This is a genomic window from Dokdonella sp. (assembly GCF_019634815.1).
In the GTDB taxonomy this organism is placed as follows: domain Bacteria; phylum Pseudomonadota; class Gammaproteobacteria; order Xanthomonadales; family Rhodanobacteraceae; genus Dokdonella_A.
Genome location: NZ_JAHCAP010000009.1, coordinates 69,476 through 93,441, shown reverse-complemented (window position 1 = coordinate 93,441; position 23,966 = coordinate 69,476). Strand labels below are relative to the sequence as shown.

The window sequence follows — 23,966 nt, the reverse complement described above, 5'->3', positions numbered from 1 at the left end:
TCGCCGGCGATGCACGAATGCAAACGGGCGCCCGAAGGCGCCCGTCGCAGGCAATCATGCCGGGCGTGGATCACTCGTCGGCGACGACGTTGACCTTGACCGTGGTGGTGACATCGGCGTGCAGGGTGATGTGCACGTCGAACTCGCCGATGTGGCGAATCGGACCTTCGCCCATCACCACTTCGCTCTTGTCGAGCGCGGTGCCAGCGGCGGTGAACGCCTCGGCGATGTCGCGCGGACCAACCGAGCCGAACAGCTTGCCCTCGGCGCTGGCATTGGCCTTGATCGTGACCGTGGCGTTTTCGAACTGCGCCTTGCGCCCCTCGGCGCCGGCCAGCTGCTGGTTGGCGCGTGCTTCGTACTCGGCACGGCGCTGCTCGAACTCGGCGATGTTTTCGGCAGTGGCGGCGGTGGCCTTGCCCTGCGGCACGAGGTAGTTGCGACCGTACCCGGGCTTGACCTTGACCTTGTCGCCGAGGTTGCCGAGGTTCTTCACTTTCTGCAGAAGGATGAGTTCCATCGTGGGATTCCTGATTCGTTAGCGCCGGGTGCGCCGGCGCAGCAAGGGTGTTGTCCGAACGGGACGGTGCGGCGCTGCCGGATCATCCGGGCAGCCCGGGCCCGTGCCGGCAAGGCACGGGCCGCTGCGTTCAGTGCGAATCGCTGTAAGGCAGCAGGGCCAGATAGCGGGCGTGCTCGACCGCAGTGCCAAGCATGCGCTGATAGCGCGCCTTGGTGCCGGTGATGCGACTGGGCACGATCTTGCCGGTCTCGCCGATGTACTGGCGCAGCAGGTTGAGATCCTTGTAATCGATCTCGGTGGCGCCTTCGGCGGTGAAACGGCAAAACTTCTTGCGGCGGAAAAACTTGGACATGATCTGGGCTCCTTATTCGGCGGCGGATTCGGGTGCGGCTTCTTCGCGCGGGGCGCGCTCGCGGCGCGGACGCTCGTCGTCCGCATCTCCGAAACCAAAACCCTCGTCATCGCGGCGGCGGCCGCCCTTGTCGTCCTTGTTCTTCATGATCGGCGACATTTCGGTCACCGGCCCTTCGCGGGTGACGATGAGGTGGCGCAGCACCGCATCGTTGAAACGGAAGCCCGACTGCAGTTCGCCGAGCGCAGCCTGGCTGCATTCGATGTTGAGCAGCACGTAGTGGGCCTTGGCCAGATGCTGGATCGGATAGGCGAGCTGGCGACGACCCCAGTCCTCGAGACGATGGATCTTGCCGCCGTCGCCCTCGACCAGCGCCTTGTAGCGCTCGATCATGCCGGGCACCTGCTCGCTCTGGTCAGGGTGGACCAGAAACACGACTTCGTAATGACGCATGGAAACTCCTTGTGGGTACCGCGCGGACGGATTTCCGTCGCGGCAGCCTCCCGCGACGCGGTGAGGCAAGGCCTTCGCCAGTCGGCAAAGGGGCGCGGATTCTAATTCAATCAGGGATTTGGCACAAGCGCGTTGCCCTTCCGCAGCTTGCTGCCCTGGACTGGCTCGAGGCGGCTGATCGCCTGTGCCGGCAGGATCTGCACGTGCTGCGTGCCGGTGTCCAGCACGAACAGATACGCTGAAACCGCACCCAGATACGTCAGCGGTCCGCCATCGGCTGCCGCCCGATGCTCGCCGCCGGCCATCCAGACCTGGACCTGCGGGCCGTGGCCGCGCCGAACCTGCTCGACCCGATGATCGGCATAGATGGCGACGAAGGTCCAGCCATATCCGAACAGGATGAAACCGTACATCAATCGCATGTAGTTGTCGCGGCGCTTGAGCTGCCACTCGAAGTAGGTCCGTCGGGTGCGCTGCCAGCGATTGAGACCAGGCAAGGCCTGAAATTCCGCGAGCCGCTTGCGCATGCGCATACGCAGCCAGACGTTGAAGCGGTCAAACAGCCAGATCAGCGGCAGGGTCGACAGAACCAGCAGCAAGGCCATCGGCTCCTGCACGCCGGCAGTAAGGAAATCACCGACCTGAAGCAGGCTGAGGATGGGAATGCCGAATTGCGCGTAGAAGCGATAGTCGTAAATCAAGCCCGCCATTGCCACCAGCAAATAGGCCGCGGTCAGGCCCAGCGCGGGCTCACGTCGCAACAGATCGAACAGGTGCGGCAGCAGGCGGCCGAGCGTCGAGTCCGCGTGCGCACGCGAGACAGCGTCAGCCTGCGCAGCCGGCGTGGCCTCGCCCGCACTCATCCGTGCGACATCCGCCAGCCGCTCCGCTGCCAGACGCGAATCGAAGCTTCGATCATGCCGCTTGCCTGCATCCTCAGGATGCCGCGTCGACCGTGAAGCTGCTGCCGCAGCCGCATTCACCGGTTGCATTGGGATTGCGGAACACGAAACTCGCGTTGAGTCCGTTGCGCTCGAAATCGATGCGCGTACCGTCGACCAGCGGCAATGCGGCGCGGTCGATCACCAGCTGCAGCCCGTGATCGTCGAACACGACATCATCCGCGCCCACCGCCTCGGCCAGCGCCACGGTGTAGCCGAAACCGGAACAGCCGCTGCGCTTGATGCCGAAGCGGATGCCGGCCGCATTCGGCTGGCGGGCGACGAAGTCCTGCATGCGCGCACGCGCTGCATCGGTGATTTCAATGGCCATCGATCAATGCCGGGGCGTGCCACAAGGGCGATGCGCCATTGTAGCGCGCACGCCCGGCGCGGTCGCCCGGCCAGCTCGCGGCGCGAGTGACGGGCGCCGTGCCGCAAGCGCATGCCTTGCATCGCCGTGCATGGCCTTCCGTTATCATCGCCGGTTCGCGCGCCGCGGCGGGCGTGCCTTCCCGGGAGTTTCTGGCAATGGCGGCAAGTGGTTCAGCATCTATGGGCGTAGTCGAAGTCAAACAGGCGCTGTCGGGCGCGTTGACCGCGGGCAGCATGGTTTGCGTGCGTGGCTGGGTGCGCACGCGGCGGGATTCCAAGGCCGGCGTCTCCTTCGTCAATGTCAGCGACGGTTCCTGCTTCGATGCGATCCAGGTGGTCGCGCCGGCAACGCTGCCCAACTATGCCGAAGAGGTGACGCGCCTGTCGGCGGGTTGCGCGGTGATCGCCCGCGGTGAACTGGTCGCCTCGCAAGGCAAGGGCCAGAGTTTCGAATTGCAGGCAAGCTCGATCGAAGTGGTCGGCTGGGTCGATGACCCGGAAACCTATCCGATCCAACCCAAGCCGCACTCGCCCGAATTCCTGCGCGAAGTCGCCCATTTGCGTCCGCGCACCAACCTGTTCGGTGCGGTCGCACGCGTGCGCCACACGCTCGCCAACGCGATTCATCGCTACTTCAGCACGCACGGCTATTTCTGGGTCAATACACCCATCATCACCACCTCCGATGCGGAAGGCGCGGGCCAGATGTTTCGCGTCTCCACGCTCGACATGATGAACCTGCCACGCACCGACAAGGGCGCAATCGATTTCAGAAAGGACTTCTTCGGCAAGGAAACCTTTCTCACGGTGTCGGGCCAGCTCAACGTCGAGGCCTACTGCCTGGCCTTGAGCAAGGTCTACACCTTCGGCCCGACCTTCCGTGCCGAGAATTCGCATACCACGCGCCACCTCGCCGAGTTCTGGATGATCGAACCGGAAATCGCCTTCGCTGATCTCGCCGAAGATGCGCGGGTGGCCGAAGACCTGCTCAAGTACGTGTTCAAGGCCGTGCTCGACGAGCGCAGCGATGACATGGCGTTCTTCGCCGAACGCGTGGAGAAAACCGCGGTGTCGCGGTTGGAGGCCTTCATCAAGGCGCCATTCGAGCGCATCGAGTACACCGATGCGGTCGAAATCCTGAAGAAATCCGGCAAGAAGTTCGATTACGCGATCGAATGGGGCGCCGACCTGCAAACCGAACACGAACGCTACCTCACCGAGGAACATGTCGGCCGTCCGGTGGTCGTGACGAACTATCCGGAGAAGATCAAGTCGTTCTACATGCGCCTCAACGATGATGGACGCACGGTTGCAGCGATGGATGTGCTCGCGCCCGGCATTGGCGAGATCGTCGGTGGCTCGCAGCGCGAGGAACGCCTCGACGTGCTCGACCGGCGCATTGCGCAATTCGGTCTCGATCCCGCGCATTACCAGTGGTACCGTGATTTCCGCCGCTACGGCACCGTGCCGCACGCGGGTTTTGGCCTGGGCTTCGAGCGCCTGGTGGTGTATGTCTGCGGACTGGGCAACATCCGCGACGCCATCCCCTACCCGCGCGCACCGGGCACGGCGGAGTTCTGAGCGCATGACTCTCGTTCACCACGGAACTGCCTCATGACCGCATCGGCCTGGCACCAGTTCATCTTTATCGGCGGTCTCGGCCTGCTCGTCTCGGGCCTGACCACCTATTTCATGGTCTGCGCCCTCGTGGGCGTCACCCTGCGCGACCGCCATCCCGGCGAACGCGCCCGCTTGGGTGGCTTCCCGCTGACGCCGCGCCAGCTCTTGTGGTTTCTTGCCGCGCGTTGGCGCGCCTTGCGCGATCCCGCGGTCTCGGGGCTGGCCGTGCTCGGCACGCTTGGCACCTGGGCGATGGTGGTCGGAGCGATCGCGGCGAGCATCGCCAAGTGGTTGTCCCTGGCCGGAGCGGGAGCGTGAGCGGCGAGTCGACCCAGTGGTGGCTCGCGGTGATCGGCGACACCTTGATCTGGGCCCGCCTGCGGGTACTCGATGACGGCATCGCCGAAGTGTTCGACAGCGATGGCGGCACCCTGCGTTACGACGACGAAACCGCGGCGCGCATGGCCCTGCTCGATGCCGAGTTCCGCGCCTTCGACGGTCTCGATATCGATGATGCCGAACAGCTCGGTCTTGACCTCGAAGAAGTCGAACCACCGCATGCCGAGGACGACGAAGCCCTGTTGCCGCTGATGGTGCAAAAGTTCTGAGCGCGGCGGCGACGCGCGCTTCAATCTCCGACCGGTGACGACGATGAATCTGGATCTCGATGGCAAACACGCACTGGTCTGCGGCGGCTCGCAAGGCATCGGCTTGGCCGCGGCAAACGAACTGGCCATGCTTGGTGCCGACGTGACCCTGCTGGCGCGCTCGCGCGATGCGCTCGATGCAGCACTTGAAAACCTGCCTCGGCCACGCGCCACTCAACGACATGCGGCCATCGCCATCGACATGAATGATGCACCCACGCTCGCCGCCAAGCTTGCGGCGATCACGCAGGGGCACGCGGTGCAGATCCTCGTCAACAACACCGGCGGGCCGCCCGGCGGTCCCGCTCATGGCGCTGCAATCGATGAATTCCGCACCGCCTTCGAGCAGCACCTGATTTCCGCGCAGACCATCCTGCAGACCTTGCTGCCCGGCATGCGTGCGAGCGGCTACGGCCGCATCATCAACGTCATATCGACATCGGTAAAGGAACCGATCCGCAATCTCGGCGTCTCCAACACGATTCGCGGCGCGATGGCGAGTTGGGCCAAGACGCTCGCCGGCGAACTCGGCAGCCAGGGCATCACCGTGAACAACGTGCTGCCCGGCTACACGCGCACGCGCAGGCTCACGCAGATCGTTGCCGAACGCAGCCGCAGCAGCGGCAAGAGCAGCGCCGAGATCGAAGCAGCGATGCTGGCGAGCGTGCCCGCCGCACGCTTTGCCGAGCCATCCGAGATCGCTGCCGTGATCGCCTTCCTCGCCAGCCCGGCCGCGGCCTACGTCAACGGCATCAATGTGCCGGTCGACGGCGGGCGCACGCAATCGTTGTGACGCGCAGGCACCGTCTGGCGCGGCTGCGGCGCTACAATCGGCGCATGAACCTTGCCGCCGATGCACCGCGCGCCACCTCATGCGACCACCGCGGAGCGCTGCGCGCATGACGCTGGCGCTGGCCAATCTCATCGATGGTCGCCTGCAGCCGCCGCGCGATGGCGCCTATCTCGAAGTATTCGAACCCGCGACCGCGACGGTGTTCGCACGCTGTCCCGATTCGGGCGCTGCCGATGTCGAAGCCGCGGTGGCCGCCGCTGCGCATGCAGCGCCGGGCTGGGCAGCGACCCCCGCAAGCGAGCGGGCACGTCTGCTCGATCGCCTTGCCGATCTGATCGAGAGCGATCTCGAATCCTTTGCGCTACTGGAGTCACGGGATTCGGGCAAGCCGGTCGCGCTCGCGCGCTCGCTCGATATCCCGCGCGCGGTCGCCAACCTGCGCTTCTTTGCCGCCGCCATCACGCAGTGGGCGAGCGAGGCGCATCCGATGGATGGCCGCGCGCTCAATGTCACCTTGCACCAACCGCTGGGCGTGGTGGCCTGCATCTCGCCGTGGAATCTGCCGCTGTACCTGCTGACCTGGAAGATCGCACCCGCGCTTGCGGCCGGCAACACGGTCGTCGCCAAGCCATCGGAAGTCACGCCCTGCACGGCCGCGCGCCTTGCCGCGGCGGCGATCACGGCGGGATTTCCGCCCGGCGTGCTCAACATCGTCCACGGCCACGGCGCCGGCGTCGGTCAGGCACTGGTCGAGCATGCCCGCGTCAAGGCGATCTCGTTTACCGGCAGCACGCGCACCGGCGCGCGAATTGCCGCTGCCGCGGCACCGCATTTCAAGAAGCTCTCGCTGGAACTGGGCGGCAAGAATCCGGCGATCGTGTTCGACGATGCCGAACTGTCCGATGCCGATCTCGACACCATCGTGCGGTCGGGCTTCGCCAATCAGGGCGAAATCTGCCTGTGCGGCTCACGCCTGCTGGTGCAGCGCTCGATCTACGATGCATTCAAGGCGCGCTATCTCGAACGCGTGCAGCGTTTGCGGGTGGGCGATCCGCAGGAGGCCGGCAGCGATCTGGGTGCGTTGGTCTCGAAGGCACATTTCGACAAGGTCATCAGCTGCATCGAGCGCGCACGTGGCGAAGGCGGCAAGCTGCTGTGCGGTGGCGGCCCGGTCGCGGTTGAAGGACGCTGCGCCCACGGCTGGTTCGTGGCGCCGACCGTGATCGAAGGCCTATCCAACTGCGCACTGACCAACCAGGAAGAGATATTCGGCCCGGTGGTCAGCCTGATTCCCTTCACTGACGAAAGCGAGGCAATCGCCCTGGCCAATGCCAGCGGCTATGGCCTGGCCGCTTCGCTGTGGACGCGCGATCTCAAGCGCGCACATCGACTCGCTGCCGCACTCGAGTTCGGTATCGTCTGGATCAACTGCTGGCTGCTGCGCGACCTGCGCACGCCCTTCGGAGGCGTCAAGCACTCCGGTGTCGGCCGCGAAGGTGGCCTTGATGCGCTGCGCTTTTTCACCGACGCCAAGAATCTCTGTTTCGACCTGAGCTGAATCATGCCCCAGCAATTGCGCGACCTGCTTGAACGCAACCGCCTGTGGTCAGAGGCCCTGCGCGCCGAAGACCCCGGCTTTTTTCAGCGTCTGTCGCAACAACAGGCGCCCAAGTACCTGTGGATCGGTTGCTCGGATTCACGCGTACCCGCCAACCAGATCATCGACATGGCTCCGGGTGAGGTGTTCGTCCACCGCAACGTCGCCAACGTGGTCGTGCACACCGACCTCAACGCGCTGTCGACCGTGCAATTTGCAGTCGACGTGCTCAAGGTCGAACACATCATCGTGGTCGGCCACTATGGCTGTGGCGGCGTGCGCGCGGTGCTCGAGGAACGCCGCTTCGGATTGGTCGACAATTGGCTGCGCCACGTCGAGGATGTCAAGCACAAGCATGTCGATGCGCTTGATCGTTTGACCACGTTCGACGCCCGCCACGATCGCCTGTGCGAACTCAACGTGATCGAGCAGGTCGTCAACGTCTGCCAGACCACCGTCGTGCGCGACGCCTGGGACCGCGGCCAGAATCTCATCGTGCACGGCTGGATCTACAGCCTTGGCGATGGCCGCGTGCGCGATCTGGACATGCACGTGCCCGCCATCGAAGCGTTGCCGCAGGCCCGCGAGCGCGCTTACGCACGCGCTACCGGTTCCGCCTGAATTCCCGTCACCGGCGCAGCCGCGCAGACGTGTTCGCGAGCACTTCCGTCGCGCCCGTACGCAAGGGTAGGATCAAGCCCACATCGAAGCGGGCTGCTTCGCTGCCGGCGCGGCAGCGGCGCCCGCGCTGGAGCTCCCATGCGCGCATTCGGCAAGGCATTCCAGACATCAGGCACGGCGCAGCGCGAACCGGCGCCGGCAGCATTGCACGCACTGCTGCTCGGCCTTGGGCTCGGCCTTTGCGGCCTGGCCACGGCGCAACCGCAAGTGGCCACCCCGAAGGTTACCGCCGCACAGTGGCAGCAGATGCAGCGGAAAGCGTTCGCCGATTCGGAACGGATTTTTGCGCGGGCCCAAAGGCAGGGCAGCCTGCTTGGCCAGTACCGAGTTCTGTTCGACGCCTACAACGCCGATCCTGCGCCGGCATTCCGCATCATCTTCAGCCAGTACCTGTCGTGGTACGAGACTTATGTCGGCAACTATCCGGCGGCTCGCCGACTGTATTCGATTCGTCAGCTGGCCGAGTCCAACGATGCGCCTTCCCCGCTCAAGGACCCCAGGCAGACGCAGCGCGATGCATTCGAGGCGATCGCCGGCTTGGCTCATGGCCGCCAGGCCGTATTCTTCAACGAGGCGCACAACATTCCGTTGACGCGCACGCTCACCTTGCAATTGCTGCAGCGCCTGCGCCAGGACGGCTTCACGCACTTCGCTGCCGAGACGCTCTACGACACCGACCACGGCCTTGCCAAGCGCGGTTATCCGACCAGCGAGAGCGGTTTTTACGTCGAAGAACCGATCTATGCGGAAATGATCCGCGACGCGATCAAGCTCGGATTCACCGTGGTGGCCTACGATGCCAGCGAGGATGCGCAAGGCGATGCGCGAGAACGCATCCAGGCGCGTGCCCTGTATGACCGCGTGTTCAAGAAGAATTCGAAGGCGCGGCTGATCGTCAACGCCGGCTATGCGCACATCCAGGAGGACGGCAAGTACCTCGATGGCAAGGCGATGGCCTACTACTTCCGCAAGTTCAGCGGGATCGACCCGCTCACGATCGAGCAGACCATGCTCACCGAGCACGACATCACCGCTCATGATCATCCTTACTACCGTGCCTTGTACGATCGCCCCGACCATCCGCAGCAACCGGTGGTGTACGTTTCCGACGCCGGCAAGCCGTGGTCGCTCAAGCCCGGCTGGTATGACATCAGCGTGTTCTTTCCGCCCGAAAAGCTGATGCGAAATCGCCCGACCTGGCTCAACCTCAACGGCTCGCGCAGACCCTGGCCGGTGGGTCCGGCAATGTGCGCTGGCCAGTTTCCGTGCCTGATCCAGGCGCGCTACGCCGATGAAGGCGAGGATGCGATCCCCGCCGATCGCATCGTCATCGATGCCGGCACGCGCCCATCCGACAAGCCCAGCGAATTCAACGTGCTCTTCCTGCGCCCGGGCAAATACCGGCTTGAATCGCGCGACAGTGAAAAGCGGCTGCAAAGCGATACGATTACGGTCCCGCCCACATCCTGAGGCCAACCGTGCCATCGATCCATGCCGCCAATGCGCCCGCACCGGTGGGCTCCTATCCGCATGCGCGTCAGGTCGACGGTCTGCTGTTCCTGTCAGGCGTCGGTCCGCGACAGCCTGGCAGCCATCTCATACCCGGCAACGTGCACGACACCGATGGTCGTCTGCTCGGATATGACTTCGAAGCGCAGTGTCGCCAGGTTTTCACCAATGTCCGCGCGATTCTCGCTGCCTGCGATGCGCGCTGGGAGGATCTGGTCGACATCACCGTGTTCCTCACCGACATGGCTCGCGATTTCGCCACTTTCAATCGCATTTACGCCGAGCATTTTCCCGACCCCGCCGCCGCGCCCTGCCGCACCACGCTCGGCATCAGTGCCCTGCCGACGCCGATCGCGATCGAACTCAAGTGCATCGCCCGCGCCAGCGCACGAACGCCGCCATAGCGGCGGCCTGAAACGACCGCACAGGCACTACACTCGCGACACCCGTTGCCGTCGGACACCTGATCGATGCTGCCCGCTCCGTTCAACCTGCAAGTCTGGATCGACGCCCACCGCCATCTGCTCAAGCCGCCAGTGGGCAACAAGTGCATGGTCGACGGCGACTTCATCGTGATGATCGTCGGCGGGCCCAATCTGCGCAGCGATTACCACGTCGACGAGGGCCCCGAATTCTTCCACCAGATCGAAGGCGAGATGGTGTTGCGCATCCAGGAAGATGGCCGCGCCCGCGACATTCCGATTCGCGCCGGCGAGGTTTTTTATCTGCCGCCACGCGTACCGCATTCACCGCAGCGCATGGCCGGCTCGATCGGTCTGGTGATCGAGCGCAAACGCCTGCCGCACGAACTCGACGGTTTGATGTGGTTCTGCGAGCGCTGCAACAGCAAGCTCTACGAGGAGTTCTTCCCGCTGGTCGACATCGAAAAGGACTTTCCCGCGGTGTTCGAGAACTTTTATCGCTCGCGCGAAGCGCGCACCTGCCGCAGTTGCCATCACCTCAACCCTGCGCCCGAAAGATACCGCCTGGACCCGCCGTGAGCGCGGCCACCCGCGCGAGGCATGCCAAGCGCCGATGCTCGGCACACTGATCCAGTTCAATGCCCGCGACGTGCCCCTGCGCGTGGCCGTGCGCAATGCGCTGGCGATCGTCCTGCCGTTGCTGCTGGGCCTGGCGACCGGCCACATCGATGCCGGCCTGGGCATGGCCACCGGCGCGCTCACGGCGATGTTCACCGATCAACCCGGGCCCTACCGGCTGCGGGCCGTGCGCATGCTCGCATCGGCGCTGGTCGCGGCGCTGTCGGCCCTGGTCGGAAGCTTGATCGGTGCCAATGACACACTGACGGTAGCAACCGCCTTGCTGTGGGGCTTCGCCGGCGGCCTGCTCGTTGCGCTCGGGCCCGATGCCGCACGCGCCGGCCTCACCGCGATGATCCTGCTGGTCATTACCACGGCCCAGCCTCGTGTACTCGACGGTGCGGCGGCGGTGGCCGTGCTGGTGCTCGCAGGCGGCGTGTTGCAGACCCTGTTTGCCATCGCTGCCTGGCCTTTGCAGCGCTACGGCCCCGAGCGTCAAGCGCTTGCGCGCATGTGCCGCACTCTGGCGGACAGTGCGCGCAGTCAAGGTCATGCCAACCATCCGCCGCCGGCAACCGACCAGCTGATTGCTCTCGACAACCTGCTGCACGGCGCACATCGGGCGCGTGCCGAGATCATGCAGACGTTGCGTGTGCTGGCTGAGCTGCTCGAACGCGCACGTCGCGAAATCGTCACGCTCATCGATCTGCATGGTCTGCTCGCCGATGCGCAGGCACGGGCATCGCTGTCGCGCACGCTCGATCATGCGGCGCGGATCCTCGACATCTTCGCCGCGGCACTCGCCAGCGGCGAGCAGGCGCCGACCGCCAACGCCGCGCTGGCCGACCTCGACAGCACGCTCGATGCGCTCGCGCGCTTGCCAGCCACCAGGACGGACGCCCAAGACGCGCGCGCGCTGGTCGCCATCATCAGCCATGCCCAGGCACTGTCCGGCCAATTGCGCGCCCTGCTGCGCAACGTCGACATTGCCGGCAGCCGTGGCGACCTGCGAGCACTGCAAGCGGAAAGGCGCTTGCCATTGAGTCTTCAGCCGCGCAGTGCCCTGGCCACGCTGCGTGCCAACCTGAACCTGTCTTCGGTCGCGTTTCGCCATGCCTTGCGTTGCGGCGCGTGCCTGGCTTCCGCGGTGGCGATCGAGCGCGCGCTCGATCTTGCCCACGGCTACTGGATACCGATGACACTGGCGATCGTGCTCAAGCCGGACTTTGCCGGCACCTTCAAATTCGGTCTGCTGCGGGTGGTCGGCACCCTGCTCGGCCTGGCCCTGACCACGGTCGTGATCACCTTCGCGTTTGACGACGCCTGGTTGCAGGTGCTGCTGCTCGGACTGCTGTGCGTGGCCTACCGCATGCTGGCAGGCATTCAATACGCGCTTGGCGTGATGATGTTGACCGGTATCGTCGTGATCCTGCTCGGTCTGGGTGGCGAACCACCCCTTGCGGCGATGTCCGCCCGCGCCGTGGCAACCGCGATCGGCAGCGCCGCTGCCCTGCTCGCGTATCTGCTGTGGCCGACCTGGGAACGCAGCCGCCTCCTGCCGGCGTTGGCAACCATGCTCGACGCCTATCGCCGGTATCTCCTGACCGTGGTCGGCCAAACCCCCGAGGCCCGAATCGGTGCGCGCCGTGCCGCCCGCAGTGCGCGCACCAACGCCCAGGCTTCGATCGAGCGGCTGCGCGGTGAACCCCGCCCCGACACCCGCCTGCTTGCCTTCGCCGAAGGCGTTTTTGCGAATGCCAATCGCCTGATCCGTGCCTGCATGACGCTGGAGGCGATCGCCCAGAAGGCCGAACCGGGTGCCTTGCGCGAACCACTGGCGGCGTTCATGCGCGGCCTCGACGACACCCTGGCTGCCTTGGTGGCCCAATTGAGCGGGCGCGGCGACGCCGACCTCGAGTCGGGCCGCCTGCGCACGCTCGAGCGCCAATTCGCGCGTCAGACGGCGGCCGACACGGATGCCGGTTCCGTCCGCCTCGTCCAGCTTGCGGAGGTGCTCGATCGCATGACCGACAGCGTCGACACGCTCGCGTTCCTGCTGCGCGAGCGGTTTTCCGCCAAGCCGGGCTGATCCGCACGGCAGGAGGCGGGCAAGTGTGTTAGCGTGCGCGGCGGTGTCGAGGTCACGCCTGCCGTACGTTGATCGGCAAGCAACCTGCGAATTGGGGTTCGCAGTTGGCAACGACGCCACGCAAGATCTCGCACAATTTTCGCCGGGGAAAACCGATGACATCCAAGACTGGCCTCCAGGCCCGCCGCACGGTGCGTGCGCGCGGGTTGTTCAAACTGTTCAACAGCCGCAGCCTGATCGCACTCGTGCTCGCGGCTTTCACCACCCTCGCATTGGCGATCCAGCCAGTGGCACCGCCGCAGCGCGGCGCCCAGGTCAAACTGCAGCGCGCGATCATTGCCAAGGGGCTCGATGTCGAGCCCGCGCTTGAAGCCACCACCAGCCTCGCCGCGGCCGCCTCACAACGCCCAGCGGTGGCAGCCTTCCTTGCCCGCCAAGGCGGCAGCTGGGAAATGCGCTGGGACAGCCGCAGCGATCGCCCGAACCTGATTCAGGGCAGCGGCGTGCCGCTGATCCCGGGCAACGGCAATACGCTCACGCGGGCCGAGCTGGGTCTGGCCGCCGGCGATGAGATCGATCTCGCCACGGTCGAGACACGCCTGACCGACTTCATTGCCGCCAACAGCGACCTGCTCGGCAGCAAGGGCATGGAGTTCCATCCCGACCCGGGCAGCAGCACCGCCTACGGCAAGGACAACTCGCATTGGTTCGTCGAGTTCGAACAGTTCCACGACGGCGTCCGCGTGGAAGGTGCCAACCTGTTCTTCCGCATCGCCGCAGGCAACATCATCCAGTTCGGCAGCTATCGTGTCGCCCCGGTGCGCGAGGACACCCATCCGGTGTCTACGCCGCAAGCTGCCCTTGCGCTGGCCCTCGGCGAGCTGGCTTTCCCTGCAGGCACGCAGGTGCAGGAACTCATCAATGACGGCGAGCTGCTGCTGCTGCCGCTGAGCCCTGCAGGCGACGACGCAGGCGAGTCCTTCGCCGGTGTCGCGGGCAGTGGCTACGAGCACGAACTGGTGTGGCGTTTCGTGTTCCGCGTCAATGACGATCAGACCACCTACCAGGTGCTCGTCGACGCCCACAGCAATCGCGTCATCGATGTGCGCGACCTCAACACCTACGCCAATGCGACCGTCACCGGTGGCGTCTACCCGACCACCAATACCGATCCGGAAACCGTGGTGCCGATGCCGTTCGCGGCCGTCACCAACGGCGGCGCCAAGGTCACCGATGCGCTGGGCATCTACGACTACTCGGGCGGCACCGCCACCGTCACGCTGGACGGCAAGTATTTCCGCATGAGCGACAACTGCGGCTCGATCTCGCTGAGCAACGCGACCGACGGCAACCTCGCGTTCGGCAGCAGCGGCGGCACCGACTGCACCACACCCGGCGTCGGCGGCGCCGGCAACACGCATGCCTCGCGCAGCGGCTTCTATCACCTGACCAACATCAATCGCAAAGCCTCGACCTTCCTGCCGGGCAATTCGTGGATCGCCGGCAAGGTCACCGCGAACATGAACATCGATGACACCTGCAATGCGTACTGGAATGGCAGCAGCCTGAACTTCTTCAAGTCCGGCGGTGGCTGCTCCAATACCGGTGAAATCTCCGCGGTGTTCCTGCATGAGTGGGGCCACGGCATGGACACCAACAGCGGTGGCTCGGCCAGCGACATGGGCAGCGGCGAGGCGGTCGGCGACACCTTCGCCTTCCTCGAAACCAAGGACGCCTGCATCGGCAAGAACTTCAAACCGGGCGTGCCCTGCTACAACTGCGACGCGACATGCACCGGCGTGCGCGATGTGAAGGCCTTCAGCACCCTGGGCGCAGCGACGATTGCCAAACCGTCCAACGTAACCAGCGACAGCGGCATCAACTGCGACCGCTATGCCTGCCCGTACTACGCCAATGGCATCTCGCCCTATCAGGGCCCGATGGGGTATGAGGGCCACTGCGAGAGCTATATCGCCAGTTCGGCGAACTGGGATCTGGCGCAAGCACTGGTCGGCCACTACGGTTCGACCCAGGGCTGGCAGGAAATGGACCGCATCTGGTACAGCAGCCTCACGCCGAGCAAGGCCGCCTACCGCGTCGCCTCGGGCGGCACCTGCAATGCCAGCGCCAGCGTCGATGGCTGCGGCTCGAACAACTGGTACACGGTGTTCCTCGCCGCCGATGACGACAACGGCAATCTCAGCGACGGCACGCCCAACGGCTGCCGCATCTGGGACGCGTTCAGTGCGCACGGCATCGCCTGCGGTACGCGCCCGGCCTGCAGCGCCGATGTGCCCGACTTCACGCTCGCGGTCACGCCGACGAGCCAGGGCGTGTGCGCCAATCCGACCGCCAGCACCAGCTACACCGTCAACGTCGGCTCGCAGATGGGCTTCAGCAGCCCGGTCGTGCTCGCCGCAAGCGGCCTGCCCGCCGGCATCAGCGCCTCGTTCAGCCCGGGCACGGTCACGCCCGGCGGCACCTCGACGATGACGGTCAATGTCAACGGCGCTGCGGCGGGCACCGCCACGCTCACCGTCGACGGCACCGCTAGCGGCAGCCCCGGTCATTCCGCGAGCGCGCAGCTCGTCGTGACCACAGGCGTTGCCAGCGCACCGATCCTCAGCACGCCCGGCGACGGCAACAGCGGCACATCGACCACGCCGACGCTGACCTGGTCGGCGGCTGCGGGCGCGAGCAGCTACACGATCGAGATCGCCACGGACTCGGCGTTCACGAACATCGTGCAGACGGCAAGCGGTCTCACCGCCACCAGCTACACGGCCACCACGCTGTCGCCGTTGACGACCTACTACTGGCGCGTCAAGGCGGTCAACACCTGCGGCGAAACAGTCTCGACGATGTTCAGCTTCACCACCGCCAACCTGATCTGCAGCACGGTCGGCGCTGCGATTCCCGACAACAACACGACCGGCGTGAGCAATTCGATCACGGTGACCGACACCTCGACCCTGACCAATCTCAAGGTCTCGATCAAGGGCACGCACACCTGGGTGGGTGACCTCAAGTTCCAGCTCTCGCGCGGTGCGGGCAACGTGATGTTGGTCGACCGTCCGGGCTACACCGGTTCGGGCTTCGGTTGCAGCAACAATGACTTCGACATCGTGCTCGATGATGCCGCGACCACCCCGGTCGAGGGTCAGTGCAATGCGACGCCGCCGGCGCTGTCGGGCACGGTCTCGCCGAACAATCCGATCAATTCCGTGTTTGCGGGCGCACCGTTCAACGGCACCTGGACGCTGACGGCGACCGACAATGCCGGTGGCGATACCGGCAGCCTCGCCGAGTGGTGCCTGATCCCGACCACCGCGACCGGGGCCACCTACACGGTGGGCGGCAACGTCAGCGGTCTCACGGGTTCGGGCCTGCTGCTCTCGCTCAATGCCGGCGCGCAGTCGCTGCCGGTGGCGGCCGATGGTGCGTTCACCTTCCCGACCGGCTTGGCCAGTGGCGCAAGCTATGCGGTCACGGTGGGCACCCAGCCTGCGGGCCAGGTCTGCAGCGTCAGCAATGGCAGCGGCACGATCGGCAGCGCGAATGTCACCGATGTGGCGGTGACCTGCACCGCGGCGGCAACCTACACGGTGGGCGGCAACGTGAGCGGTCTCACGGGTTCGGGCCTGGTGCTCTCGCTCAATGCCGGCGCGCAGTCGCTGCCGGTGGCGGCCGATGGTGCGTTCACCTTCCCGACCGGCTTGGCCAATGGCGCCAGCTATGCGGTCACGGTGGGTACCCAGCCCACGGGCCAGACCTGCTCGGTCGCCAGCGGCAGCGGCACGATCTCCGGCGCGAACGTCACCAACGTGGCCGTGAGCTGCGTCACCAACACCTACACGGTCGGCGGCAACGTCAGTGGCCTCACCGGTTTGGGCCTGGTGCTCGCGCTCGATGCCGGCGCGCAGAGCCTGCCGATTGCCGCCAATGGCACGTTCACCTTCCCGACCGCGGTGGCCGATGGCACGACTTATACCGTGACGATCGCCACACAGCCGAGCGGCCAGACCTGCGCGGTCGCCAATGGCAGCGGCACGATCTCCGGCGCGAACGTCACCAATGTCGCGGTCACTTGCGTGACGATTCCGACTTGGACGGTCGGCGGTTCGATTCTCGGTCTGAGTGCCAACGGCCTCGTGCTCTCGCTCAACGCTGGCGCACAAACGATCGCGATCACCTCGGGCGTGACGGCTTTCAGCTTCCCGAACGGACTGACCAACGGCGCGGCCTATGCAGTCACGGTGCAGACCCAGCCGGGCAATCTGTACTGTTACGCGCAGAACGGCAGCGGCACGATCGCGGGCGCCAACGTCACCAACGTGGTGATCGATTGCACCGACCGCATCTTCGCGGACGGCTTCCAAACGCCCTGACGTTGCAACAAGCTGGACCCTTCAAAGCCGCAGGCTTCGCGCCTGCGGCTTTTTTCTTGATTGCGGGGCGCAGTTCCGAGCAGACGCCCTCAACCCGCCTGCAGCAGGCATGAAACCGGGCAGCGATGCTCAGGGTCGGGCGGGAGAGGTCCTTGCCTGCGCCGGAGACTTGCGCGCCGTCATGTGATGCAAGTACGCCAGCAAGGCATCGAGATCGCCTTCGGGCAGCACCTCGACGGCAAAGCCCGGCATGCGCGCCTGCGGCCAGCGTCGCAGAGCTTGCGGATCGCGCAGATACAGGCGCAGGAAGGCATCACCGAGATACTCGGTCGGTCCATGCGGCAAGTTGAGATCCGGCCCCAGCTGCGCATCGCCCCCACCATTGAGCGTATGACAGGCCAGACATTGGGCCTGGAACACCGCAAATCCGCGCCATACCGGATCCTTCGCCGACAGCGCGGGATCGGGTGCGAGCATCGGAAATCGATCCGCGGGCGGCGCCTGCCGGCGAATCGCCGCGAGTTGGTAGGGCCAGCGTTCGGGACCAATGCCAGCCAGACCCGGCTGGGTCCACACCACGTAGAACGGCCCGGCACCCTGCGCCTTGCCCGGCAACGGCGGCCACGGATGGGCAGGGTCTTCGATCGCAAGCCATGCGCTGCTGCCGCGCCGGTTGTCGATCAGGGACATCGGGATAGGCGCGCTGAAGCCGTCGGCGGCGACGAACAGCAGGTGATCTTCAGGGCCGGCACCTGCAAGCAGGGCCCGCAGCGGCACGGCGCGATAGCGCATCGTGCGCTTGAAGGCGACATCGGCGGGAATCTCGATCTCGCGCACATCACTGCGTGCGAGCAGTTGCGCCGAATCGAAACTGCGGGTGGTGACTCCCAATTCGATCGTGAGCTGCGCAGCCCACACAGGGGCCGTGCAACAGACCAGCCAGATCAGGAACCAGCGCATCATTCTCTCCCGGCTGCGGACATTGGCCGATTCTAGTCACACCGCGATCCACTGCGCGCTTGCAAACCGCCGCCGCTGGCACAATGTCGCGTTCGCAGATCAGGAGTCCGCCGATGACCAACCCCGCGCCCTCGCCTCACGTATTCGACGCCACCGAAGCCAACTTCCAGAGCGAAGTGCTTGATGCTTCGTTCCAGCAACCGATCCTCGTCGATCTGTGGGCGACCTGGTGCGGGCCGTGCAAGACGCTTGGTCCGATCCTTGAAAAGCTCGTCGACAGTTTCAACGGTGCACTGCGACTGGCCAAGGTCGACGTCGACAAGGAACAGGGACTGGCCGCGGCATTTGGCGTGCGCAGCATTCCCACGGTGGTGCTGATCCGCGATGGTCAGCCGGTCGATGGCTTCGGCGGCGCCCAACCCGAAAGCACGATCCGCGAGTTCCTGCTGCGTCACGTGCAACCCGCCGCAGCCGCCGCGCAGGAACCCGCCGCGGGCCTGCCCGAGGAGTCTCCACACCAGGCGATCGCGCGCCTCCAGCAGGAAATTGCCGCCGAACCCGATAAGGCCGAACTGCATCTGGACCTCGCCGTCGCGCAAATGCAGGTGGGCAATGCCGAAGCGGCCGAAGCCGAGCTCGATGCGCTGCCCGCGAATCTCGCCAACGATGATCGCGCGCGCCGCCTGCGCGGCCAGCTCGAATTCGCGCACTCGCTCAAGGACGCCCCTTCGGCCAGCGAACTGCGTGCGCGGATCGCGCGTGATCCTGGCGATCACGACGCACGCGATCTGCTTGGCGTCCGCCTGCTCATCGACGGCGATGCCGCTGCCGGTCTCGACGAATTCCTCGCCATCCTCAAAGCCGATCGCCAATGGCACGACGGTCAGGCGCGCAAGCGCCTGGTCGCAGCATTCAACGTGCTCGACGACGAGGAACTGGTCGGCAACTATCGGCGACGGATGTCGTCCCTGCTGTTCTGAAAATCCACATGCCCATGCCGGCGATTGACGGCCGCCGCGTGCCGGAGTTGCAGTCCATGGCTGAAAACATCGCCCGACTGCGTCAATATCGCAGCCGATCCCGACACCAGCAGCAAACGCCGTGAGCACGATTCCGGAAACTTCCCGCGATGGTTCCCCGCCTTCCACGGTCAAGGACGATGGCTTTCAGTACATCGTCTGCTGGCCCGAGATCCGCGACGACGACGCCGATGCGATCAAGGCATTCTGGCGCGCCGAAGGCGCGCTCAATGACGAGGCGGCGATGGAGCGGCGCGTCAAGCAGGTGGTGATGCATGCGCGCAGCGGCAGCGGCGAAGTCGCCGCCGTCTGCACCGCGATCGCGCTCACGCCACCTCGTCTGGCACAGCCGATGTACTACTGGCGCACCTTCGTCGGCGCCCGCTGGCGGGCCACGTCCCTGGTGATGTCGCTGCTCAAGCGTTCCTGCGTGCTGCTCGAAGCGCATGCACGCGCCCACGACTATCCCTGCATCGGCGTGCTGCTCGAACTCGAGAACGATCGTTTCCGCGAACGTGGCCGCATGGCAACCTGGTTCAATCCGCGCTTCACCTACATCGGTCGCAGCGAGCGTGGCCTTGACTTGCGTGTGCTCTACTTCAAGGGCGCTCGCCTCAAGCCAGCGCCCATCGGCCCCTGATCGCGTTCCGCATCGGGCGTCCGCTATGGCAGGATGCGGATACGCAACTGCCCGAGCCCTCATGAACTCGTACGAAACTCCCGCCGCGCCCGAAACCGCCGCCGCGTCGGCGCGCTCGATCGCCGAAGTGTTCGGCAGCATGCACACCAACAATTTCCCCGAATTGCTGCGTCAACTCGGCGGCTGCCTGCTGGTGAGCACCTACCAGGCCGGCAAACTGGTCATCCTGCGTCCCGATGGCCCGAGCATCAACACCCATTACCGCAACTTCAACCGCCCGATGGGCATGGCCGCCGACAGCGAGCGCCTGGCGCTGGGCACCGCAATCGAGATCGCCGAGTTCCGCAACATGCCTGCGGTCGCCAAGCGCCTGCAGGATCCGCCACGACACGATGCGGTCTACCTTGCGCGGCGCGTCCACATCAGTGGCGCAATCGACATCCACGAGATGGCCTGGGACAAGCACGGTGATTTGTGGTTCGTGAACACGCTGTTCTCCTGTCTGTGCACCCTCGACATGAGATCGAGCTTCGTACCGCGCTGGCGCCCGGGATTCGTCAGCCACTACGCGCCGGAGGATCGCTGCCACCTCAACGGCTTGGCGATGCGCGATGGCAAGCCACGCTACCTCACGGCGCTGGGCGAATCCAACGAGCCGCAGGGCTGGCGCAAGAACAAGCGCAATGGCGGCATCCTCATCGACATGGCCACCGACAAGGTGATTGCCCGTGGCCTGTCGATGCCGCATTCGCCACGCTGGTACGACAACAAGCTGTGGGTGCTCGAATCGGGCCGCGGCAAACTGGTCACGATTGACCCCAAGACCGGCACCAAGACCGATGTCGCCAGCGTGCCGGGCTTCGCCCGCGGGCTTGACTTCCTCGGTCCGGTCGCCTTCATCGGTCTGTCGCAGCTGCGCGAGACCAACGCTTTCACCGACATCGAAATCACCGACGACAACGCCGACCGCCAAAGCGGCGTATGGGGCGTGCATCTGGAAACCGGCAAGACCATCGCCCTGCTCAAGTTCACCGGTTCGGTGCAGGAAATCTTCGCCGTGCAGGCCTTGCCGGGTGTGCTGTTTCCGGAAATCATCAGCGACGGCGAGCTGCTTGCCCAATCCTATGCCCTGCCCGACGCGGCCCTGCGCGAAGTTGGCTTCACACCGCAGGCACCAGACGCGCCCACGTCGAACGACAGCGCCGCAGCTGCCGATCCAGCCTCCTGAAATTCATCCCGACCGCTTGGCGCGCCATGCCGCCACGCTGGCGCGTGCCTGTGCGCACATCACATCGAGTTCGGCCTCGCCGTCGATGCGAATGGTGTTGTCGGGTGGCGTCTGGAAACGCGCCACCACCGCATCGACCAGAGCCGGCCGCCGGTCTCCGGCCGGATGCGCACCGTCCACCATGTCGGCCTCGATGCGTTGGCGCGCCGTTGCCGGCCCGCATTCCACCAGCAATGGCAGCACCGCGAATTCATGCCGCGCGGCCAGCGCGGCCACTGCGTCGAAATCCTTGCGCCGGGAAAAGGTCATGCCATCGAGCACGCTGGGCGCATCGAGCAGGCAATTGATTTCCGTCGCCAGCAGAACCGCGCGATAGGCCGCACGCTTCTCCAGCCGACTGAAATTGCTGCTCGGAAACATCGCCCGACGGATCAGGTCGCGGCACACGCGGCGCAAGCCCAGTTCGCGCTCAAGCGCACGCGCGATCGTGCTCTTGCCCGCGCCAGGTATGCCCATGACGACGATGATGTAGCGCTGTCCGGCGGTGTTCAACGCAAGCTCCCGCGGCCGGCACGCCGCACACCGCGCGCAGCCGGTGCCCGCACCACATCGGCTAGAATCGAGGCGGTTGCGCGACTCGCGTCGCGCCTGTCATCGATCAACGGAACAGCCATGCGCTCCCTCCACGTCCAGCGCTACGTGTTTGCCGGCCTGCTCACGATCATTCCGGTGTGGCTGACCTGGATCGTGTTCAAGTCGATCTTCTCGATGCTCTCGGAAGTCAACCTGCCGTGGATCACGGCGCTCGTCAATGCCTACCCCAAAACCCTGGGCCATCTGCACCAGGAATGGCTGCTCTCGCTGCTGGCCTTCGTGATCACGCTGGCCCTGCTCTACATCATCGGCTTTGCGGCTTCGCGCGTTCTCGGTCAACGCGCGCTGGCGCTGTTCGAAAAGCTGATCGAGCACATCCCGATCGCGCACAGCATCTACGGCGGCGCCAAGAAGCTGATGGCGATGCTGCAGAGCAAGCCCAGCGGCACCCAGCGTGTGGTTTTGATCGACTTTCCTTCGCCTGAACTCAAGACCCTCGGCTTCGTCACCCGTGTGTTCCAGGATGCCGATGGCGTTGAACTGGCCGCAGTCTATGTGCCGACCACGCCCAATCCGACCGGCGGCTATCTCGAAATCGTTCCTGTCGATCGCCTCGTCGCCACCGACTGGAGCTTCGATCAGGCGATGGCCTTCATTCTCTCGGTTGGCGCCACTTCGCCCGACCGGGTTTCCTTCGCGATCGGACGCAAGGCGCCATGAGGCTGCGCCGTTTCCTGCTGGCCCTTGCCGCATGTTGCGCAAGTACCGGTGTCGTTCACGCCGAGCCGACTGCCGACTGGCGCACGCCGGCCGAAAAGGCCAAGTTCCAGACGACGCCGAGTTATGCCGAAACCAAGGCCTGGCTGCAACGGCTGGCCGAAGCGGCTCCGAGGCGTATCCGCTTGTCGCGCTTTGGTGTGTCGCCCGAAGGCCGTGATCTCATGCTGGTGGTGGCCGCGGGCGGCGGCGAATTCACGCCGCAGGCGGCGCGCGCCTCTGGCAAGACGATCCTGCTGGTGCAATCGGGCATCCATGCCGGCGAGATCGAAGGCAAGGATGCCGCGCTCATGCTGTTGCGTGACCTCGCCTTCGAACGCAAGCGCGCCAAATTGCTCGATCACACGATTCTGGTTTGGTTGCCGATCTTCAATGTCGACGGCCACGAGAACGCCACGCCCTTCAACCGCATCAACCAGAACGGCCCGGCGCGGATGGGCTACCGCGCGACTGCGCAGAACCTCAATCTGAACCGCGATTACATGAAAGCCGACGCGCCGGAAATGCGCGACTGGCTGGCGCTGTTCGACGCCTGGCAGCCCGATCTGTTCCTCGACATCCACACCACTGACGGCGCCGACTTCCAGTACGACCTCACCTGGTACATGGAGCAATGGGGTCCGCTGCCCGCATCCGTGCAGGAATGGCAAACCAAGGCCTTCGAGGGCGACATCCTGCCCGCTTTCGAGAAGATGGGGCATCTCGCCGCGCCTTACCTCGATGGCGTCGATCACAGGGACATCACCAAGGGAATCGCCAACTTCGGCTCGGGGCCGCGCTTCTCGACCGGCTATGTCGCGCTGCGCAATCGCGCCGCCCTGCTGGTCGAGACGCATATGCTCAAACCCTATGCGGTGCGCGTGAAGGCCGTGCACGATCTCGTGCTGGCCACGCTCGAGCGCCTGGCCCGTGATGACGGCGCCTTGCGCAAGGCGGTCACGCAGGCCGATACCGAAGTTGCCGCGCGAGGCGCCGGCACGTCGCTTGCGGTCGCTTTCGAAACCTCGAAGCAGTCCGTGCCGTTCACCTTCAAGGGCTATGAGTTCAAGACCGAGCCGAGCGCGATCTCTGGTGATGCCTTCGTGTATTACGATCCGCGCAAGCCGCGCACCTGGGTGATTCCGAACTTTCGCGACCTCGTGCCCACACGCAGCGTCACCCTGCCCTCGGCCTGGCTGATCCCCGCGGGCTGGCCGCAGCTGGTCGACAAGTTGCGTCAACACGGTGTCCGCATGGAGCGTGTCGATCGTCCACTCGAGCTCACGGTCGAGCGCTATCAGCTCGACCAGCCCAAATGGCAACAGGCTTCATTCGAAGGTCATCACCTGCTGCGCGATTTCAATCAGACTGCAGTGCGGGCCCGTCTCGACTTCGCACCGGGCGCGATGCTGGTTCCGGTCGATCAGCCACTGGTGAATCTGGCCGCCAACCTGCTCGAACCGGCTGCCGCGGACTCGCTGCTGCGCTGGGGTTTTCTCGATGCAATCTTCGAGCAGAAGGAATACGCCGACCCGCGCGTGGCCGAACAGCTCGCGCGCGACATGCTGGCCAAGGATCCGGCACTGCGTCGGCAATTCGAAGCGCGGCTCGAGAACGACGCCGAATTCGCCCGTTCGCCGTCGGCGCGACTCGCATTCTTTTACGACCGCTCCCCCTGGTATGCGGCGCAGCGGATCGGTGCCTATCCCGTGGTGCGGCTTGACGCCGCAGCGCTTGCCGCCGCGCGCCGTTGAGTGTTGCCAG

The 23,966-nt window shown here is 65.3% G+C and carries 23 protein-coding genes; 16 read left to right on the top strand and 7 right to left on the bottom strand.

Going from position 1 to position 23,966, the window contains the following annotated elements; all coding sequences use genetic code 11:
* Positions 1–70: 70 nt before the first annotated feature.
* The 5 genes from rplI to KF759_RS06715 all read right to left on the bottom strand — a co-directional run bounded on the left by rplI (position 71) and on the right by KF759_RS06715 (position 2,600).
* Positions 71–520: a 50S ribosomal protein L9 gene (gene rplI, locus KF759_RS06735; RefSeq protein WP_291223851.1), complete on the bottom strand. Its 450-nt coding sequence runs from the start codon at positions 518–520 to the stop codon at positions 71–73.
* A gap of 130 nt (positions 521–650) precedes the next feature.
* Positions 651–875, bottom strand: coding sequence for a 30S ribosomal protein S18 (gene rpsR / locus KF759_RS06730; protein ID WP_291223849.1), 225 nt, complete (start codon positions 873–875; stop codon positions 651–653).
* A 12-nt stretch (positions 876–887) separates the two neighbouring features.
* Positions 888–1,328 carry a 30S ribosomal protein S6 gene (gene rpsF / locus KF759_RS06725; RefSeq protein ID WP_291223847.1) on the bottom strand — a complete coding sequence of 147 codons (441 nt, stop codon included), beginning with the start codon at positions 1,326–1,328 and terminating at the stop codon, positions 888–890.
* A gap of 110 nt (positions 1,329–1,438) precedes the next feature.
* The gene (locus KF759_RS06720; RefSeq protein ID WP_291223845.1) at positions 1,439–2,191 is read right to left on the bottom strand and encodes a hypothetical protein; all 753 of its coding nucleotides are present in this window, start codon (positions 2,189–2,191) and stop codon (positions 1,439–1,441) included.
* Positions 2,192–2,264: 73 nt separating this feature from the next.
* Positions 2,265–2,600 carry an iron-sulfur cluster assembly accessory protein gene (locus tag KF759_RS06715; RefSeq protein ID WP_291223843.1) on the bottom strand — a complete coding sequence of 112 codons (336 nt, stop codon included), beginning with the start codon at positions 2,598–2,600 and terminating at the stop codon, positions 2,265–2,267.
* Positions 2,601–2,821: 221 nt separating this feature from the next.
* Between KF759_RS06715 and asnS the strand changes: the two genes are divergently transcribed.
* The 11 genes from asnS to KF759_RS06660 all read left to right on the top strand — a co-directional run bounded on the left by asnS (position 2,822) and on the right by KF759_RS06660 (position 17,005).
* The gene (gene asnS / locus KF759_RS06710) at positions 2,822–4,222 is read left to right on the top strand and encodes an asparagine--tRNA ligase (protein ID WP_291223841.1); all 1,401 of its coding nucleotides are present in this window, start codon (positions 2,822–2,824) and stop codon (positions 4,220–4,222) included.
* 33 nt (positions 4,223–4,255) lie between these two features.
* Entirely contained in the window at positions 4,256–4,579 is a 324-nt protein-coding gene (locus tag KF759_RS06705) for a hypothetical protein (protein WP_291223838.1), read from the top strand.
* On the top strand, positions 4,576–4,869 hold the full coding sequence (locus KF759_RS06700) for a hypothetical protein (protein WP_291223836.1): 294 nt from the start codon (positions 4,576–4,578) through the stop codon (positions 4,867–4,869). Before KF759_RS06705 ends, KF759_RS06700 begins: the two co-directional genes overlap by 4 nt.
* A 43-nt stretch (positions 4,870–4,912) precedes the next feature.
* Positions 4,913–5,701 carry an SDR family oxidoreductase gene (locus KF759_RS06695; protein WP_291223834.1) on the top strand — a complete coding sequence of 263 codons (789 nt, stop codon included), beginning with the start codon at positions 4,913–4,915 and terminating at the stop codon, positions 5,699–5,701.
* Between the two features lie 106 nt (positions 5,702–5,807).
* Positions 5,808–7,259, top strand: coding sequence for an aldehyde dehydrogenase (locus KF759_RS06690; RefSeq protein ID WP_291223832.1), 1,452 nt, complete (start codon positions 5,808–5,810; stop codon positions 7,257–7,259).
* Between the two features lie 3 nt (positions 7,260–7,262).
* On the top strand, positions 7,263–7,919 hold the full coding sequence (gene can, locus KF759_RS06685; protein WP_291223830.1) for a carbonate dehydratase: 657 nt from the start codon (positions 7,263–7,265) through the stop codon (positions 7,917–7,919).
* Between the two features lie 138 nt (positions 7,920–8,057).
* Positions 8,058–9,449: a hypothetical protein gene (locus tag KF759_RS06680; protein ID WP_291223828.1), complete on the top strand. Its 1,392-nt coding sequence runs from the start codon at positions 8,058–8,060 to the stop codon at positions 9,447–9,449.
* A gap of 8 nt (positions 9,450–9,457) precedes the next feature.
* Positions 9,458–9,892 carry a Rid family hydrolase gene (locus KF759_RS06675; RefSeq protein WP_291223826.1) on the top strand — a complete coding sequence of 145 codons (435 nt, stop codon included), beginning with the start codon at positions 9,458–9,460 and terminating at the stop codon, positions 9,890–9,892.
* A gap of 66 nt (positions 9,893–9,958) precedes the next feature.
* Positions 9,959–10,489 (top strand): 3-hydroxyanthranilate 3,4-dioxygenase, encoded by a 531-nt coding sequence (locus KF759_RS06670; RefSeq protein ID WP_291223824.1) that lies wholly within the window; start codon positions 9,959–9,961, stop codon positions 10,487–10,489.
* A 34-nt stretch (positions 10,490–10,523) separates the two neighbouring features.
* Positions 10,524–12,617, top strand: coding sequence for an FUSC family protein (locus KF759_RS06665; RefSeq protein WP_291223822.1), 2,094 nt, complete (start codon positions 10,524–10,526; stop codon positions 12,615–12,617).
* 155 nt (positions 12,618–12,772) lie between these two features.
* A complete protein-coding gene (locus KF759_RS06660; RefSeq protein WP_291223821.1) occupies positions 12,773–17,005 on the top strand; it encodes a proprotein convertase P-domain-containing protein in 4,233 nt (1,410 codons plus the stop codon).
* Between the two features lie 129 nt (positions 17,006–17,134).
* Here the strand turns inward: KF759_RS06660 and KF759_RS06655 are convergent, their stop codons facing one another.
* Positions 17,135–17,965, bottom strand: coding sequence for a cytochrome c (locus tag KF759_RS06655; protein WP_291223818.1), 831 nt, complete (start codon positions 17,963–17,965; stop codon positions 17,135–17,137).
* Positions 17,966–18,078: 113 nt separating this feature from the next.
* On the opposite strand from KF759_RS06655, the gene trxA reads away from it, so the two are divergent.
* The 3 genes from trxA (at position 18,079) to KF759_RS06640 (ending at position 20,852) form a co-directional block, all read left to right on the top strand.
* A complete protein-coding gene (trxA, locus tag KF759_RS06650) occupies positions 18,079–18,945 on the top strand; it encodes a thioredoxin (protein WP_291223816.1) in 867 nt (288 codons plus the stop codon).
* A gap of 121 nt (positions 18,946–19,066) precedes the next feature.
* On the top strand, positions 19,067–19,624 hold the full coding sequence (locus KF759_RS06645; protein WP_291223814.1) for a hypothetical protein: 558 nt from the start codon (positions 19,067–19,069) through the stop codon (positions 19,622–19,624).
* A gap of 61 nt (positions 19,625–19,685) precedes the next feature.
* Positions 19,686–20,852 carry a TIGR03032 family protein gene (locus KF759_RS06640; protein ID WP_291223813.1) on the top strand — a complete coding sequence of 389 codons (1,167 nt, stop codon included), beginning with the start codon at positions 19,686–19,688 and terminating at the stop codon, positions 20,850–20,852.
* A gap of 3 nt (positions 20,853–20,855) precedes the next feature.
* Here KF759_RS06640 and KF759_RS06635 read toward each other — a convergent pair whose 3' ends face one another.
* A complete protein-coding gene (locus KF759_RS06635) occupies positions 20,856–21,404 on the bottom strand; it encodes an AAA family ATPase (RefSeq protein ID WP_291223811.1) in 549 nt (182 codons plus the stop codon).
* A gap of 120 nt (positions 21,405–21,524) precedes the next feature.
* On the opposite strand from KF759_RS06635, the gene KF759_RS06630 reads away from it, so the two are divergent.
* Both KF759_RS06630 and KF759_RS06625 read left to right on the top strand, forming a co-directional pair.
* Positions 21,525–22,166 (top strand): DUF502 domain-containing protein, encoded by a 642-nt coding sequence (locus KF759_RS06630; RefSeq protein ID WP_291223809.1) that lies wholly within the window; start codon positions 21,525–21,527, stop codon positions 22,164–22,166.
* Complete coding sequence (locus tag KF759_RS06625; protein ID WP_291223807.1) at positions 22,163–23,956, top strand: M14 family metallopeptidase; 1,794 nt, start codon at positions 22,163–22,165, stop codon at positions 23,954–23,956. The genes KF759_RS06630 and KF759_RS06625 overlap by 4 nt, the downstream gene beginning before the upstream one ends.
* Positions 23,957–23,966 lie beyond the last annotated feature (10 nt).